The sequence below is a fragment of the Massilia oculi genome (assembly GCF_017582745.1).
Taxonomy (GTDB): domain Bacteria; phylum Pseudomonadota; class Gammaproteobacteria; order Burkholderiales; family Burkholderiaceae_D; genus Telluria; species Telluria oculi_A.
Genome location: NZ_JAFVIM010000017.1, coordinates 128,836 through 143,421, shown reverse-complemented (window position 1 = coordinate 143,421; position 14,586 = coordinate 128,836). Strand labels below are relative to the sequence as shown.

Annotated in this window: 13 protein-coding genes; 4 read left to right on the top strand and 9 right to left on the bottom strand. The window is 66.3% G+C overall.

Annotated elements, in window-relative coordinates:
- Positions 1-412 precede the first annotated feature (412 nt).
- Together maiA and J3U95_RS19150 are read right to left on the bottom strand one after the other, a co-directional pair.
- On the bottom strand, positions 413-1,057 hold the full coding sequence (gene maiA / locus J3U95_RS19155; RefSeq protein ID WP_208280249.1) for a maleylacetoacetate isomerase: 645 nt from the start codon (positions 1,055-1,057) through the stop codon (positions 413-415).
- Between the two features lie 19 nt (positions 1,058-1,076).
- A complete protein-coding gene (locus J3U95_RS19150; protein ID WP_208280248.1) occupies positions 1,077-2,102 on the bottom strand; it encodes a fumarylacetoacetate hydrolase family protein in 1,026 nt (341 codons plus the stop codon).
- Between the two features lie 96 nt (positions 2,103-2,198).
- On the opposite strand from J3U95_RS19150, the gene J3U95_RS19145 reads away from it, so the two are divergent.
- Together J3U95_RS19145 and J3U95_RS19140 are read left to right on the top strand one after the other, a co-directional pair.
- Positions 2,199-3,098: a LysR family transcriptional regulator gene (locus J3U95_RS19145; RefSeq protein ID WP_208280247.1), complete on the top strand. Its 900-nt coding sequence runs from the start codon at positions 2,199-2,201 to the stop codon at positions 3,096-3,098.
- A gap of 52 nt (positions 3,099-3,150) precedes the next feature.
- Entirely contained in the window at positions 3,151-3,732 is a 582-nt protein-coding gene (locus tag J3U95_RS19140) for a gamma-glutamylcyclotransferase (protein WP_208280246.1), read from the top strand.
- Here J3U95_RS19140 and J3U95_RS19135 read toward each other — a convergent pair.
- The 7 genes from J3U95_RS19135 to J3U95_RS19105 all read right to left on the bottom strand — a co-directional run bounded on the left by J3U95_RS19135 (position 3,713) and on the right by J3U95_RS19105 (position 11,717).
- Positions 3,713-4,291: an AAA family ATPase gene (locus J3U95_RS19135; protein ID WP_208280245.1), complete on the bottom strand. Its 579-nt coding sequence runs from the start codon at positions 4,289-4,291 to the stop codon at positions 3,713-3,715. The genes J3U95_RS19140 and J3U95_RS19135 overlap by 20 nt on opposite strands.
- A 19-nt stretch (positions 4,292-4,310) precedes the next feature.
- Positions 4,311-5,606, bottom strand: a complete 1,296-nt coding sequence (locus J3U95_RS19130) for an MFS transporter (RefSeq protein WP_208280259.1) — start codon at positions 5,604-5,606, stop codon at positions 4,311-4,313.
- Positions 5,607-5,756: 150 nt separating this feature from the next.
- Positions 5,757-6,932: a PA0069 family radical SAM protein gene (locus J3U95_RS19125; protein WP_208280244.1), complete on the bottom strand. Its 1,176-nt coding sequence runs from the start codon at positions 6,930-6,932 to the stop codon at positions 5,757-5,759.
- A gap of 58 nt (positions 6,933-6,990) precedes the next feature.
- Positions 6,991-7,587, bottom strand: a complete 597-nt coding sequence (locus J3U95_RS19120) for a tRNA-uridine aminocarboxypropyltransferase (protein WP_229519943.1) — start codon at positions 7,585-7,587, stop codon at positions 6,991-6,993.
- Complete coding sequence (locus J3U95_RS19115; RefSeq protein ID WP_208280242.1) at positions 7,587-8,969, bottom strand: efflux transporter outer membrane subunit; 1,383 nt, start codon at positions 8,967-8,969, stop codon at positions 7,587-7,589. The genes J3U95_RS19120 and J3U95_RS19115 overlap by 1 nt, the downstream gene beginning before the upstream one ends.
- Positions 8,966-10,042, bottom strand: a complete 1,077-nt coding sequence (locus tag J3U95_RS19110) for an HlyD family secretion protein (protein WP_208280241.1) — start codon at positions 10,040-10,042, stop codon at positions 8,966-8,968. The genes J3U95_RS19115 and J3U95_RS19110 overlap by 4 nt, the downstream gene beginning before the upstream one ends.
- 1 nt (position 10,043) lies before the next feature.
- Positions 10,044-11,717: an efflux MFS transporter permease gene (locus J3U95_RS19105; protein ID WP_208280240.1), complete on the bottom strand. Its 1,674-nt coding sequence runs from the start codon at positions 11,715-11,717 to the stop codon at positions 10,044-10,046.
- A gap of 213 nt (positions 11,718-11,930) precedes the next feature.
- Between J3U95_RS19105 and J3U95_RS19100 the strand changes: the two genes are divergently transcribed.
- Complete coding sequence (locus tag J3U95_RS19100) at positions 11,931-13,217, top strand: dienelactone hydrolase family protein (RefSeq protein WP_229519942.1); 1,287 nt, start codon at positions 11,931-11,933, stop codon at positions 13,215-13,217.
- 164 nt (positions 13,218-13,381) lie between these two features.
- Positions 13,382-14,575 (top strand): esterase/lipase family protein, encoded by a 1,194-nt coding sequence (locus J3U95_RS19095; protein ID WP_208280239.1) that lies wholly within the window; start codon positions 13,382-13,384, stop codon positions 14,573-14,575.
- Positions 14,576-14,586 lie beyond the last annotated feature (11 nt).

Below are 14,586 nucleotides of genomic sequence, written 5' to 3'. Positions count from 1 at the left end.
CAATGCCGCGTTGTAGTCTTTCCAGTTGGTCGTTCGGTACTTCAGCTTTACGGGAGCAATCATGCCGTCAGTTTACCCGTGCTGCGCCTCGGCCGCTGATGGGCCGATTTGTGCAACAAAGCCGGTCTACGGCGTCACGACACTAAATTGTCATAATTATGTAGCAAATTTACTACTGGAAATTTAATTATTCCCCATAGAAATCATTACTGTAATCGGGAACCGATTAATAAAGTTCGGGCAGAATAAGTGCCCTAGTTTAGTAAAATTATTTCGGTGTTTAGCGCGTTTATTAAATGAATTGGCGATCCCGAATTTGGACAATTCGGAATGTCATGAATGTCTGGCGGGAGAAGATGCGAGGATATGATGCGCGGAGCCGATACCGGGCAGCGTGGCTGCCCGGCACGATTTACTCGGTATCCGGCTGGTGCGACGGATGCGCCGCCCTGAACGCCGGCAGCTCGATGCACAGCGAGTTGATACGGTCGATATTCGGATAGGCCGAGACGTCGATATTGAAGCGCTGGGCATTGAAGACCTGCGGCACCAGGTAGCAGTCGGCGATGCTCGGATGGTCGCCATGGCAGAACGGTCCGGCGCCCGGATCGCGCGCCAGGTGCGCCTCGAGCGACTGGAAGCCCTCGATGACCCAGTGGCGGTACCACTCGGTCTTGGCCTGGTCCGACAGGCCCATGTGCTTGACCAGGTAGTTCAGCACGCGCAGGTTGTTGATGGGATGGATGTCGCAGCCGATGATCTGGGCCAGCTCGCGCACCCTGCCCCGGCCCGGCGCATCCTTCGGCAACAGCGGCGGCTCGGGATGGAGCTCTTCGAGGTATTCGATGATCGCCATCGACTGGGTAAGCGTGATGCGGTCATCCTGGAACGACGGCACCAGCCCGCTCGGATTGATCTTGCGATAGTCATCCTGCAGGTGCTGGCCGCCGTCCTTGAGCAGGTGCACCGGCACCGCGTCATAGGCCAGCCCCTTCAGGTTGAGCGCAATGCGCACCCGGTACGCGGCCGAGCTGCGAAAATAGGTGTAGAGCTTCATCGCTGCCTCTCTTGCTGTCTCATTTGCTGCGTTCGTGATAACGCATCACTTCCTGGTCGATGGCGCCGAAGATGCTGGCGCCACCGGCATCCAGCATCTCGATGCGCACCGTGTCACCGAAGCGCAGGAATGGCGTCTTCGGCTTGCCCTCTTCGATGGTTTCGTACATGCGCACCTCGGCCAGGCAGCAGTAGCCGACGCCGCCGTTCTCGACGCTCGAACCGTGCAGGCTGCCCTGCTTGTTCGACACCGTGCCCGAACCGATGATGCTGCCCGCGCACAGCTCGCGGGTGGCGGCCGCATGCGCGACCAGTTGGGCGAAGCTGAAGGTCATGTCCTCGCCGGCGTTCGGACGGCCGAAGGCGGCGCCGTTGAGCGTGACCAGCAGCGGCAGGTGCAGCTTGCTGCCCTGCCAGGCGTCACCCAGCTCGTCCGGCGTGACGGCGACCGGCGAGAAGGCGCTGGCCGGCTTGGACTGGTAGAAGCCGAAACCCTTGGCCAGTTCGTTCGGAATCAGGTTGCGCAGCGAGACGTCGTTGACCAGCATGACCAGGCGGATCGCGCTCGCGGCGCGCTCCACGCTGGCGCCCATCGGCACGTCGCCCGTGACCACCGCCACCTCGGCCTCGAGGTCGATGCCCCAGTCCTCGGACAGTGCCGCGATCGGGTCGCACGGCCCGACGAAGGAATCGCCGCCGCCCTGGTACATCAGCGGATCGGTATAGAACGATGCCGGCACTTCGGCATTGCGCGCCTTGCGCACCAGCTCGACGTGGTTGATATAGGCCGAGCCGTCGGCCCACTGGTAAGCGCGCGGCAGCGGCGAATGGCATTCCTGCTCGATGAAGGATTCGGCGCCGTCGGCGCTGCCGTCGTTGAGCTGGTCGTAGACCTGCTGCAGGCGCGGCGCGACCGCGTCCCAGTCGTCCAGCGCGGCTTGCATGGTGCGCGCGATGTCGGGCACCGCTTGATACGTGACCAGGTCGCGGCTGACGACGACCAGGGCGCCGTCGCGGCTGCCGGATTTGAGGGTGGCGAGTTTCATGGGCGTTTCCTTCGATATTGCTGAGTAGCCACCATTACAAATCAAAACGCACTATCATACAAACAGTATTTTCAACCCGATTTATCAGGTTTTCTTATGAATCCAACCCTGCGCCAGATGCGCGCCTTCGTCGCCCTGGCCAAGACCGGCAATTTCACGCTCGCGGCGCAGGCGATCCACGTGACGCAGTCGGCGTTGTCCGGGCTGATCAAGGAGCTCGAACAGACGCTCGGCGCGCGCGTGGTCGACCGCAGCACGCGCAGGATCGTGTTGACCGATATCGGGCGCGAATTGTTCCCCTTATTTAGCCAGATGATCGATGACCTGGACGGTGCGCTGGCTAACGTCGCCGATCACACGCAACTCAAGAAGGGGCTGGTGCGGATCGCGGCGCCGCAACTGATGTCGTGCACCTTGCTGCCGGAAGCGATCGCGGCCTACCGGGCCGAGCATCCCGCGATCGAGGTGCGCCTGGCCGACACCGAGGTGGAGGGCGTGATCGCGCGCGTCCTGTCGGGCGAGGCGGACGTGGGCATCGGGCCCGAGCGGGTGCCGGCGCCGCCGCTGGAGGCGCGCGAGCTGTTCGAGATGCCGTTCGCCTTGGTGTTTCCGGAGAATCACCCGCTGGCCTCGCTGCCGCGCCTGAGCTGGCGCGACGTGGCGAGCTTCCCTTTCATTTCGCTGCAGGGCCAGTTCACCGAGCGGCTGCTCGACGATATGCATGCCTCGCTGCGCGAGACGCCCATCAAGCCGGCGCACGAGGTGACCTTCATGACCACGGCGCTGGCGATGGTGAGCGCCGGACTCGGGGTGACGGTCTGCCTGCCGTACGCCGCGCCGCTGGTGAAGTTGCACGGCCTGGTCTTGCGGCCGCTGGATGAGCCGGTGCTGACCCGGCGTTTCTTTATCTATACCCGCCCCGGCCGTTCGCTGTCGCCGGCGGCCGAGAGTTATATCAATTTCCTGTTTGGATATGTAAAACGGTCGCAACGCTGACGGTGCATGCCGCGCTACAATGAACGGCATCTGTCTTTGCCCTGAGCTCACGATGTCACACAATACGATCGCGATCAACCAGCGGATGAACAAGTTCGACAGCCACAAGCGTGTCTGGCTGTTCGGCTACGGTTCACTGATTTTCAAAGCCGATTTTCCCTTCATCGACCGGCGCCCTGCCTATATCGGCGGCTGGTCGCGGCGCTTCTGGCAAGGCTCGCACGACCACCGCGGCACCGAGACGGCGCCTGGGCGCGTCGTCACCCTGGTGCCCGACGCCGGCGCGCTGTGCCACGGCATGGCCTATCTCGTGACGCCGGAAGAATTCGCGCACCTCGACCACCGCGAAAAGAACGGCTACCTGCGACTGGCAACCGAGATGCATTTCGACGACGGCAGCAGCGACGAGGGGATCGTGTACATCGCGACGCACGAGAACGAAGCCTATCTCGGCCCGGCCGACGAAGTCGACATCGCGCGCCAGATCGCCACGGCCCGTGGACCGAGCGGTCCGAACAGCGAATACCTGCTGGGCCTGGCGCAAGCCTTGCGCGAACTGGGCAAGCCCGACCCGCACGTGTTCGCGCTCGAGCGGCACCTGGCCGATCTCGGGCTTACGCAGCTGCGCGCGTAAGCTCCCGGTCCTGGCCGATCGCGGACAGGACTTCCATCACCTTCGCAGCGCGCTGCTCCAGCGTGCCCGTCAACACCGTGTAGTCGATTCCGCGCCGGTCGAGGTCTTCCAGCACCAGGCGCTGGATGTGCGTGCGCCATGCGGCGTTCTCGCGTACGCCAGGTTCTTCTTCATACGGGATGTCGTCGGCGCACACGAAATGGTGCAGGTAGCGGGTGCGGCAGTCGTCGGCATGGCGCAGCAGCGCGGGCGGGACCGGCTCCGTGACCTGGCCAAAGCACAGGCCGAGCAGCAGCGTGGTGAGCGCATTGGTGTCGACGAAGATCCAGGAGCCCGATGCCTGGCTGACGGCTGCATCTTCGGCAGCGCGGTGACGCTCTGATATCTCGACGTAATCATCGGCCGTCAGCCGGCCCTGCTTTTCTTCCCAGATGAAGCGGCCGATTTCGGGCACGAAGCCGGCGTCGAGACGCTGAGCCAGGTGCTGCGCCAGGGTTGATTTGCCGGTCGACTCCGCGCCGACGAACACGATCATGTCGGTCTGCTGCTGTGTGCCCATTCGTTTCACCTCTGTATCCTCAATCCAGCGCCCGCTGGCGCGACTCGGCATCGACGCACAGGATGGCGACCGCGCCCACCAGCAGGAAGCTCGACAGCATTACCAGCGCCAGCGTGAAATGCGTGGCCATCACCGGCGCCACGATCGCCGGCGCGAACAGGCCGCCGAAGCGCGCGACGGCGCCGGCCATGCCCATGCCGCTGGCGCGCAGCCGGGTCGGGTAGACCTCGGGCGTGAACGCATACAGGGCGCCCCAGGTGCCGAGCAGCGCAAAACTCATCAGTAGCGTCGATCCTACCACCAGCGCGGTCGCGCTGCCGAGGCTGTAGCCAAGGCAGCCGATGCTGCTCAGCAGCAGGAAGCCCACCAGGGTCGGCTTGCGGCCCCAGCGCTCGACACCATAGGCCGCCAGCGCGAAGCCGGGCAGTTGGACCAGCGCCAGCACGATCAGGAATTCCTGGCCGCGCATGAAGCCGAAGCCTTCGGCGCCCAGCTTGATCGGCAGGTAGACGAACACGCCGTAATAGGCGATCGAAATCAGCGCCCATGCAATGAATAGTGCGATTGTGCGGCGGCGCAGTCCTTCCCTGAACAGCGAGAGCAGCGACGTGGCCTGCCTGCGTTCGGGCTGCAGCATCGGGATGTCAGCGGTGCGGCCATTGGTCCTGGCCACCCGCGCCAGCACCGCGCGCGCTTCCTCGATCTTGCCGCTGCGGTGCAGGTACATGGGCGACTCGGGAATATAAAAACGCAGGACCACGCCGACCAGGGCCGGCAGGCCGGTGACGAAGAAGATCACGCGCCAGGCGTCGTCTCCCCACTGCACCGCCCACAGCGCCAGCACCGCCAGGCAGATCGTCCCCAGCGCCCAGAACGACTCGAGCAGCACCAGCCAGCGCCCGCGCCGGTCGCTGGGCAGGAATTCGGCCATCATCGTGTAGTCGACCGGCAGGGTGGCGCCGACGCCGATGCCGGTCAGGAAGCGCAGCGCCAGCAGCCAGGTGAAGTCGGGGGCGAAGGCGGATGCCACGCCGAAGCAGGCGTCGATCAGCACCGCGATCAGGAGCACCGGACGGCGGCCGATCCGGTCGGCCAGCCGGCCGAACACGAAGGCGCCGACCAGCATGCCGACGAAGAACAGCGTCCCCGTCTGCAGCGCTTGCGGCATGGTCAAGCCGAAGGTCCTGGCGATCGACGGCGCGGAAAAGCCGATCGACAGCACCTGCATGGCGTCGGCCAGCCAGACCAGGCCGAAGATCGTGAAGATGCGGTACTGGAAGCGGCCGACGCCGGCGGCCTGCAGGCCCTGCTCCAGCGACGCGGCGGCGGCGCCCTGCCCGGTAAGATTCGCGGGATGTCCGCTCTGCGTTGCAGGAACTGAGGTGGCCATAGGATGTAGAAAGGAGCAACAGACGGCATTGTACGCCGGAGACTGCCTATGCACTCTCCAGCCCCCTCTCGCAACCTAAAACAGATCCAGCTGCCCCGCCCCTTTCGCGTCCCGCTTCTGCGTCTGCGGCACCACCAGCGGTCGCCTGAACTGCGACCGGTCGAGCCGCCCAAAGCGCCCTCGCAAATCCGAGAAGCCCAGCCGCCCGGATGCCTTCTCGAAACGCTGCCGGATCAGGTCGGCCCATACGCCCTCGCCCTTCATGCGGGTCGCGAAATCGCTGTCGTAGTCCTTTCCGCCCCGCATCTCGCGGATACGGTTCATCACCCGCTGCGCGCGGTCCGGGAAGTGCGCCTGCAACCACTCCTGGAACAGGGGATTCACCTCGTGCGGCAGGCGCAGCACCGTGTAGTGGGCGCCGACAGCGCCGGCGTCGCGCGCCGCTTCCAGGATGCGCTCGATCTCGGGTTCGGTCACGAAAGGAATGATCGGCGCCACGCTCACGCTCACCGGGATGCCGGCTTCGGTGAGCGTCCGGATGGTGCGCAGCCGCCGCATCGGCGCCGCCGCGCGCGGTTCCAGCGTGCGCGAGATCTCGGCGTCGAGCGTGGTGAGCGTGATGGCCGCGCATGCCAGGCCCTTCGCCGCCATCGGCGCCAGGATGTCGATGTCGCGCTCGATCAATGACGACTTGGTGATCAGCCCGGCCGGATGGCGGCATTCGGCCAGCACTTCGAGGACCGAACGCGTCAGCTTGCGTTCGCGCTCGCACGGCTGATAGGCATCGGTGTTGACGCCGATGGCGATGTGCTCGGGCACATAGCCGGGTTTCGCCAGCTCGCGCCGCAGCAGCTCGGGCGCGTTGACCTTGGCGAACAAGCGGCTTTCGAAGTCGAGCCCAGGCGACAGGCCGAGGTAGCTGTGTGTCGGCCGCGCGAAGCAATAGATGCAGCCGTGCTCGCAGCCGCGATAAGGATTGAGCGAGACGCTGAACGGAATGTCTGGAGAGGTGTTGCGCGACAGGATGCTCCTGGCGGTCTCGTCAGTGACCACGGTCTTGAAGGCCGGCGCCTCATCGTCGTCAACCGCCCAGCCGTCGTCGAAGCGCTCGCGGCCGTTGACCTCGTAGCGGCCTTGCAGGTTCGACACCGCACCGCGCCCCTTGCGCGCAAGCGGCGGCGGCGACGGTGCAAGGGCAACGTGCCCGTCGTCGAAGGGTTCGCGCTGGAGTGGAAAATCGATGGTGCCCATGGCTGGCGCTCCGACACTGTATATTTATACAGTATACTACGCCGCCCCGGTGCCGAATTCAAGCGCGCACGTACGATGCCTGTTGCGAAACGAACCCATCGAAGGAATCCAGCAGCGCCCCGTACCGCCCGCCATCGCCTTCGAGCTGGCCCAGCGCCTGCGCCGCCGCTTCCAGGCTCGACAGCTGATGCGGCGCATGCGCCTTGCGGATGCGGTAGTTGGACGGCGCCACGTCGCTCAACGCCAGCCGCGGCAATTTCTGGAGCGCCGGATTCTGGTACAGCATCTTGCGGCTCTTGCGCCAGGTGGCGTCGAGCACGACCAGGCGCAGCGAGGACGCTGGCAACGAAGGAAGCGCCGGCGGCGGTGGCACATTCCGGTCGTCCGGCGTCTGCGGATACAGCAGCACCGGCGTGCGTCCATCGGCATGCAGCAGGCCGTCCAGCACCTCCGCATCGAACGCCTCACCGACCGCCAGCTCACTGCCGGCCACGCTCAGGTGCAGCAATCTCCCGCTGTTCTTGGCATTGCCGACTTCGAGCGGATGCAGCAGGACCAGCAGCGCGGCCTGGGGCGCGACCGGCGCGATCCAGCGGCAGATGCAGGCCGACTGGGCGCGCAAACAGGTCGGGCAGACTGCACGCCTGGGCTCCATCACGGCGCCGGCGTCCATCCGCCGCCCAGCGCGCGGTACAGGTCGACGTGCGCCGCCAGCAGGCCGGCGCGCAACTGCAGCGCGTTCAGGTCGGCATTGAAGGCCGTGCGCTGCGCGTCGAGCTCCTCCAGATACGAAGCATAGCCATTGCGATAGCGGTTGGCCGCCACCCGCAACACCTCGCCCGCCGCCCGCCGCCGCGCCTCGGCTTCGACCAGTTGCCGTTGCAAGCCGTCGATCGAGGCCAGCGCATTGTCCGTCTCGGCGAACGCCGTGCGCACCACCGATTCATAGGTGTAGACGGCGCGGTCACGCACCGTGCCCGCGATCTCGGCCTGGGTACGCAGCCGGCCCGCGTCGAACAGCGGCGCCAGCACGCTGCCGCCGATGCTCCACAACTCGGTCGGATCGCGCAGCAGCTGCGACAGGCTGCGCCCCTGCGCGCCCAGCGAGGCCGTCAGGCGGATCGACGGCAGCAGCGCATCGCGCGCCACCGCCAGGCTGGCGTCGCTGGCGGCCACCAGGCGCTCGGCCTGGGCGATGTCGGGACGCCGGCGCAGCAGTTCGGACGGCAGCCCCGGCGCCGGCCGCGGTTCGCGCAACGCCTTGAGTTCGACGCCACGCGCCAGCGGGCCGGGGCTGGCGCCGAGCAGCAGGTTCAGCGCCTGTTCCTGCAGCGCGATCTGGCGCTGCAGCTGGGGCACGGTGGCGGCGGTCGAGTGCAGCTCGGCCTCGGCCTGCGACATCTCCAGGCGCGAGCTGTAGCCGACCTCGAACTGGTGGCGCGCGAGTTCGAATGAGCGCTCGCGCGATTCGAGCGTCGCCCTGGCCAGCGCCAGCTGGGCGTCCAGCCCGAGCAGGTTCAGGTAACCGGACGCCGTATTCGCCGCCACCGCCAGCGCCGCGGCTTCCAATGCCGCTTCCTGCGACAGCGATTCGAAGCGCGCCGCCTCCACGCTGCCGGCAATACGGCCGAACAGGTCGAGTTCATAACTGGCCTGCACCGCGCCGACCACCGAGGTGGTCTCGACCGGCTCGCCGAGCGCGCCGATGGTGCGCGAGCGCGTCGGCCCCAGCGACAGGTTCAATGCCGGCAGCCGCGCGCTGTCGGCCACGCGGATGCGCGCCTGGTATTCCTGCAAACGCGAGCGCGCGATCTTGAGGTCGCCGTTATTGTCGAGCGCACGCCGCACCAGTGAGTCGAGCGCCGGATCGCCGAAGGCGCGCCACCAGTCGCGGTCGATGGCGGCACCGTCGCCGGCGCTGGCCGTGCGCCAGGCCGGAGGAACGGTCAGGGAAGGTTCCGGCGCCGGCTGCGGCGCCATCGCGCAGGCCGACAGCAGCAGCGGCAGCGCCGCCAGGACGAACACACGCCGGCTCACCGCGCGGCTCCGACTTGCGCCGTATCGATCGTGGTCACCACCGACATGCCCGGCCGCAGGCGCGCGGCCAGCGGCTGGTTCGGATCGATGCTGATCCGCACCGGAATCCGTTGGGCGATCTTGACGAAATTGCCGGTGGCGTTATCCGGCGCGATCACCGAAAACTCCGAGCCGGTCGCCGGCGAGATGCGTTCGACGTGGCCGCGCAGCCGCGCATTGCCCAGGGCGTCGACGCTGAAGGTCACCGGCTGGCCGACGGCCACGTTGGCCATCTGCGTTTCCTTCATATTGGCGATCACCCACATCGTGTCGGGCACCAGCGCCGTCAGCTGCGCACCCGCGTTCACATAGGCGCCCTGGCGCACCGTCACCTGCCCCAGCTGGCCGTCGCGCGGGGCGGTGATATGGGTGTTGGCCATGTCGATCTCGGCCAGCTTGACGGTCGCTTCGGCATTGGCCACCGCCGCCTCGAGCGCGGCGCGGTTGACGTCGACCGAGCGCAGGTTCTGGCGTGCGATCTCGATCGCGGCGCGCGACTGGTCGCGGCTGGCAGCGGCCTGAGCCTGCGTCGCGCGCGCGGCGTCGAGTTCGCGCGCCGACAGCGAGCCGTCGGCCGCCAGCTCTTCCACGCGGCGCAGGTCGGCCTGGGCGCGCCGTGCCTGCGCCTCGTTCGACGCCAGCAGCGCCTGGTTCTGGGCGATGGTGGCGCGCGCGCTTGACTGGCTCTGGGCGAAATTGGCAAGGGCCGCCTGGCGGTTGGCCAGTTCGGCGCGCGCCTGCGCCAGGCGCTGGGTGGGAATGCGCTCGTCGATGCGCATCAGGAGTTCGCCCTTCTTGACCTGCTGGAAATCCTGCACCCGGACCTCGACCACGTAGCCACTCAATTGCGGGCTGATGATCGTCACCTGTCCGCGCACCAGCGCATTCTCGGTGCTCTGCAGGGCGCTGCGAAACGGCGGCAGGTTCCAGGCATACAGCACGATCAACACGCCGGCGAGGGCGATGGCGCCGAACGCGAGTGCGCTCAGCAGGATGCGGCGGGAACGATTAGGTACGGTCGTTGGTTCTGGCATATCAGTCGGTCACAGGGTCGGGTGGTGGTGGGGTTCCCGGCGTGGGCGCAGGGGTCGGCACGGCTGTCACCGCCGGGAAGTAATGCAGCCACACGGCATGCAGGAAAATCCAGGCTGCGCTTGCGGCGGCAAGGATGGCCAGCACCAGGAACACGTCGTTGTAGGCGAGGATGTTGGCTTCGCGCGTCGCGGTACTCGACAAGGACTGCAGGCTCTGGCGCGTGGCGGCGGCGGGGTCGGCCAGCAGGCGGCCGGCTGCGGCGGCGCCGGACTGGATGCGGCTGGCCACCAGCGGATCGAGCGAGCTGAGCTGCTCGACGATATTCGACGAGTGAAATTTCTCGCGCCACGTCTGGAAGGTGCCGACCAGCGCCGAGCCGAGCAGCCCGCCCAGGTTCTGGGTCAGGCCGAACAGCACCGAGAAGCTGATCAGTGCGGCAGGATTGCCGACCACGGTGAAGATCAGCGAGACCAGCGACGGCCCGATGAACAGCGTGCCGCCGAAGGCAAGCAGGCTCTGGCTCAGGTACATCTGCTCGGCGCGCGTCTGGTTGCTGGCGTGCGCATCGAGCCAGGCGCCCAGCGCCATGCACAGCAGCGCCACCACCCGCGGCCAGGTCAGGTGCTCGATGTTCAGGCTCAGCGCCGACACTGCGATCCCGGCCACGGTGGCCGCCAGCACGCAGGCGAACAACGCCTGCATCTGGTCGTTATCGAGACCCACCGCGCGCAGGAAACCGACCGCGCCCACGCTCTGCTCGGACAGCACGATGCGCACCAGCATCAAGGTCAGCGCCACGTGCAGGATTTTGCCGGTGGTCAGCCAACGAATGTTCAGCAGCGGATTGGCGCGGTTGTGCTCGACACAGATGGCGGAGGCCAGGAGCACGATGGAGGCCGCCAGTGCGACGCCGATCCATGGCGTTTCCTGCCACCACAGGATGCGCCCGAAGGTCAGCGCCGCGCACAGCAGCGCGATGCCCGGCGCGAACAGGGAAAAGGTGAGGAAGTCGGCCGGACGGAAGGCCTGGAACCGGTCGCCGGGCGGCAATTTGAGCAACAGCACCGCGCCCAGCGACACCAGCGTCAGGCCCAGCTCGAACAGGTACAGCCCATTCCATTCGGCGAGCTGCAGCAGGTCGCTGGAAAAGATATAGGCCAGTGGCAGCGATAGCTGCGCCACGCCGAGCGCGATCGTGATGCCTTTCAGGCGCCAGACCTTCTTGAACGCCTGCAGCGTGTAGTACAGGCCCAGGGTCGACAGCGCGGCGGCCAGCATGCCGTGGGCGGCGCGCACGGCGATGGCGGAGCCGAGGCCGCCCACCAGCAGGTGGGCGAAGGTCACCAGCGCGTACAGCACCAGGAAGAATTCGGTGAACAGGCGCAGCCCGAACTGTTGCCGGAATTTCACCAGCAGCAGGTTCATCGAGGCATTCGCCATCACATAGGCGGCCGGCAGCCAGGCAACCTCGGTCTGGGTGGCGCCCATGACGCCCTGCAGGTGCAGGAGGTTGACCGACACCAGCGCGTTGCCCAGGCCGCCCGTAATGGTGACCAGGATGCCTACCACCAGGTAAGCGATGCGTATGCGCGTCGGATGGGCGGGCGTCGACGGCGAGCCGGGCAGCATCGGCTTTTCGTCGGGGGCCCATTCCCGGGGCGCGTACTTGCTCATCGATTAAATGACCTGCTGGTTATTAATTTTCGAGATCATACTCTTCTGAATCGCACTTTGCTGAATGGCCATTTTTACCACACACGAAAATTTAGTGTCGGATGCTGTCAACCCGATATTGCTCTAGAGATTCTCTCGACCTAGACTCGGTTATTCCATGCGGAAATTGTTCCGTACGGCAGTAAATGTGCACCATCGAGTCCAGAGTCATCCATGCCGAGATTCCAGCCTTTCCGTCACCTGATTTCCGCTTCGATCGCCGTGCTGGCCATGCTGCCTGCCATGGCCCACCTCCAGGAACTGCCGGGTTCCGCCTCCCAAGGCGCGTTCGCCCAACTCGACTATCGCATGAACGAGCACGTCGTCCAGGTCCCGGCCGGCGACGGCAGCGTGACCCTCGAGACCACCGTGTTCCAGCCGAACGGTACGGGACCGTTTCCCCTGATCGTCATCAACCACGGCAAGGATCCCGGCCGTCCCGGCCTGCAACCGCGCGACCGCTTCTATCACATGGCCAGCGCCTTCGTGAAGCGCGGCTATGCGGTGATGGTGCCGATGCGCCAGGGATTCTCGCAGTCGGGCGGCCGCTACCGCGACCATGGCTGCGACATGACGGCCAATGGCTATACGCAGGCCGAAGACATCCGCTCGACCCTCGACTATGCGCGCCGGCAGCCCTGGGTCGATGGCGAGCGCATGGTGGTGGCCGGCCAGTCGTATGGCGGCCTGGCCACGATCGCCCTCGGCACCGAAGACCTGCCGGGCGTACGCGGCCTGATCAATTTCGCCGGCGGCCTGCGCGACGACAGCGACCGCTGCGCCTGGCGCTCGCAACTGGTGTCGGCCTTCGCCGAATATGGCGCCAAGTCCAAGCTGCCGAGCCTGTGGATGTATGGCCAGAACGACTCGCTGTTCGGCCCGGAACTGGCCGGACGCATGCATGCGTCCTACGTCCAGGCCGGCGGCCGCGGCCGCCTGGTCGAGTTCCCCTCGTTCAAGCGCGATGCCCACGGCATGCTGGCCAGCCGCGACGGCGAAAAGGTGTGGCTGGAAGATACGGAACGCTTCTTGAATGAGATCGGCATGCCGACCGCGGTCGTGGTCGACGTCGCGGCCCCGCCGAGCCAGCCGCGCACCGATTTCGCCGGCGTCGACGACGTCGACGCCGTGCCCTTCCTGTCCGAGCACGGCCGCCGCGCCTACCGCGAATACCTGACCAAGATGACGCCGCGCGCCTTCGCCGTGTCGCCGAGCGGCGGCTGGACCTGGGCCGAGGAAGGCGAAGACCCGGAAGGCCGCGCGCTGGCCACCTGCTCGGCCAAGAGCAAGGACCCGTGCCGCCTGTACTCGGTCGACGACTACGTGGTGTGGACCGACGGCCGCCTGGAGCAGGCCGAGAAGGCCGCGGCCACCGCCTCGACCACGCCGGTGCCGGGCGCCACGCCGGCGACGGCGGTCTCGGAGACGACTACCTCGGTCGGCAGCACCACGGCGCGCTGATCGTAAAAGTAATAAACGCAGAGAATGTGACACGGCGTTGTCAAGCGGCATGCGCACGTTTCCTTGCGTGAAGTTTTATTTCATCGCCGCGGGTCGATGCAGCGCAAACCCGACCGTCGTCCTACCTCCCACAATGTGCTTGACGCATTTATCGGAGAAGCCAGATGGTTCGGTTCTATCGCGCCTGCGCCGCCCTGCTGGTTGCGCTGGGCATGTTCGCTGCTCCCGCCTGCAACGCGGCGAATAACTATCCCGTCATCCTCGTCCACGGCTTCCTCGGCTTCGGGCCCGAGGAATTCCAGCATAGCGGCTTCAACTACTGGGGCGGCTACGGCGACATCGCCTCGCAGATGCAGATCTACCGCGGCCCGCGCGCCGTATTCGCCGCGGCGGTCGGCCCCATCTCGTCCAACTGGGACCGCGCGGCCGACCTGTATGCCCAGATCAAGGGCGGCTGCGTCGACTATGGCAAGGCCCATGTGCGCGACCACGGCTTGCCCGGCCAGGTACAAAAGCCGCCCGGCAAATGCTGGGCCGCCGATCCGCGCAACAACCCGCAAGACTATCCGCTGGCCCTGTATCCGGCCTGGGACCAGGACCACCCGATCCATATGATCGGGCACAGCCAGGGCGGCACGACGATCCGGGCGCTGGTCGAGCTGCTCGAACATGGCTCGCCCCAGGACGAAGGCGACGGCGAACTGTTCAAGGGCGGCAAGGTCGGCTGGATCCGCAGCGTGACCACGATCTCGGCGCCGCACAACGGCACCACCCTGACCGATGCGGTGTTCAACATCCTGCCGGGCATCCGCCTGCCGCTGCGCGACGTGCTCGGGCACCGGGTGGCGGGCTGGGAACTGGCGCCGGACGGCGCGCGCGAATTCAATCTGTGGGCGCGCACCTCGCCGCACATCTATTATTTTTCGGTCGGCACGGTGGCCACCGAAGGCGGCGCCTGGTGCTGCAACGGCACCGACCGCGTGGTCGCCCCGGTCCAGACCACGCTGTTCCAGTATGCGCGCGCCGACATGATCCCCTATTTCAAGTCGTTCGCCGGCGAGTGGATCGTGCCCTCGGTGGCGCAACGCGGCATGGGCAGCTATACCCTCGACCTGCCCAACCGGGTGCGCATCGACAGCGACTGGTTCTCGAACGACGGCGTGGTCAACACAATCAGCATGCGCTCACCCAATGGCCACCCGGCGCGCGACTACGACGGTACACCTGTGCGCGGCGCCTGGAATTTCCTCGGCAACTACAAGGGCTACGACCACTTCGACATCCTGAACTGGCCCAACCAGGGACCGTCGGCCGATAAACTCTATGAGCAGGTCAGCGACATCATCTTTGCGTTGTGACGCCGTCGGCG

Coding starts and splice junctions, on each gene's coding strand:
- maiA (WP_208280249.1), bottom strand. CDS start 1,057: ATGAAGCTCTACACCTATTTTCGCAGCTCGGCCGCGTACCGGGTGCGC.
- J3U95_RS19150 (WP_208280248.1), bottom strand. CDS start 2,102: ATGAAACTCGCCACCCTCAAATCCGGCAGCCGCGACGGCGCCCTGGTC.
- J3U95_RS19145 (WP_208280247.1), top strand. CDS start 2,199: ATGAATCCAACCCTGCGCCAGATGCGCGCCTTCGTCGCCCTGGCCAAG.
- J3U95_RS19140 (WP_208280246.1), top strand. CDS start 3,151: ATGTCACACAATACGATCGCGATCAACCAGCGGATGAACAAGTTCGAC.
- J3U95_RS19135 (WP_208280245.1), bottom strand. CDS start 4,291: ATGGGCACACAGCAGCAGACCGACATGATCGTGTTCGTCGGCGCGGAG.
- J3U95_RS19125 (WP_208280244.1), bottom strand. CDS start 6,932: ATGGGCACCATCGATTTTCCACTCCAGCGCGAACCCTTCGACGACGGG.
- J3U95_RS19120 (WP_229519943.1), bottom strand. CDS start 7,587: ATGGAGCCCAGGCGTGCAGTCTGCCCGACCTGTTTGCGCGCCCAGTCG.
- J3U95_RS19110 (WP_208280241.1), bottom strand. CDS start 10,042: ATGCCAGAACCAACGACCGTACCTAATCGTTCCCGCCGCATCCTGCTG.
- J3U95_RS19105 (WP_208280240.1), bottom strand. CDS start 11,717: ATGAGCAAGTACGCGCCCCGGGAATGGGCCCCCGACGAAAAGCCGATG.
- J3U95_RS19100 (WP_229519942.1), top strand. CDS start 11,931: ATGCCGAGATTCCAGCCTTTCCGTCACCTGATTTCCGCTTCGATCGCC.
- J3U95_RS19095 (WP_208280239.1), top strand. CDS start 13,382: ATGGTTCGGTTCTATCGCGCCTGCGCCGCCCTGCTGGTTGCGCTGGGC.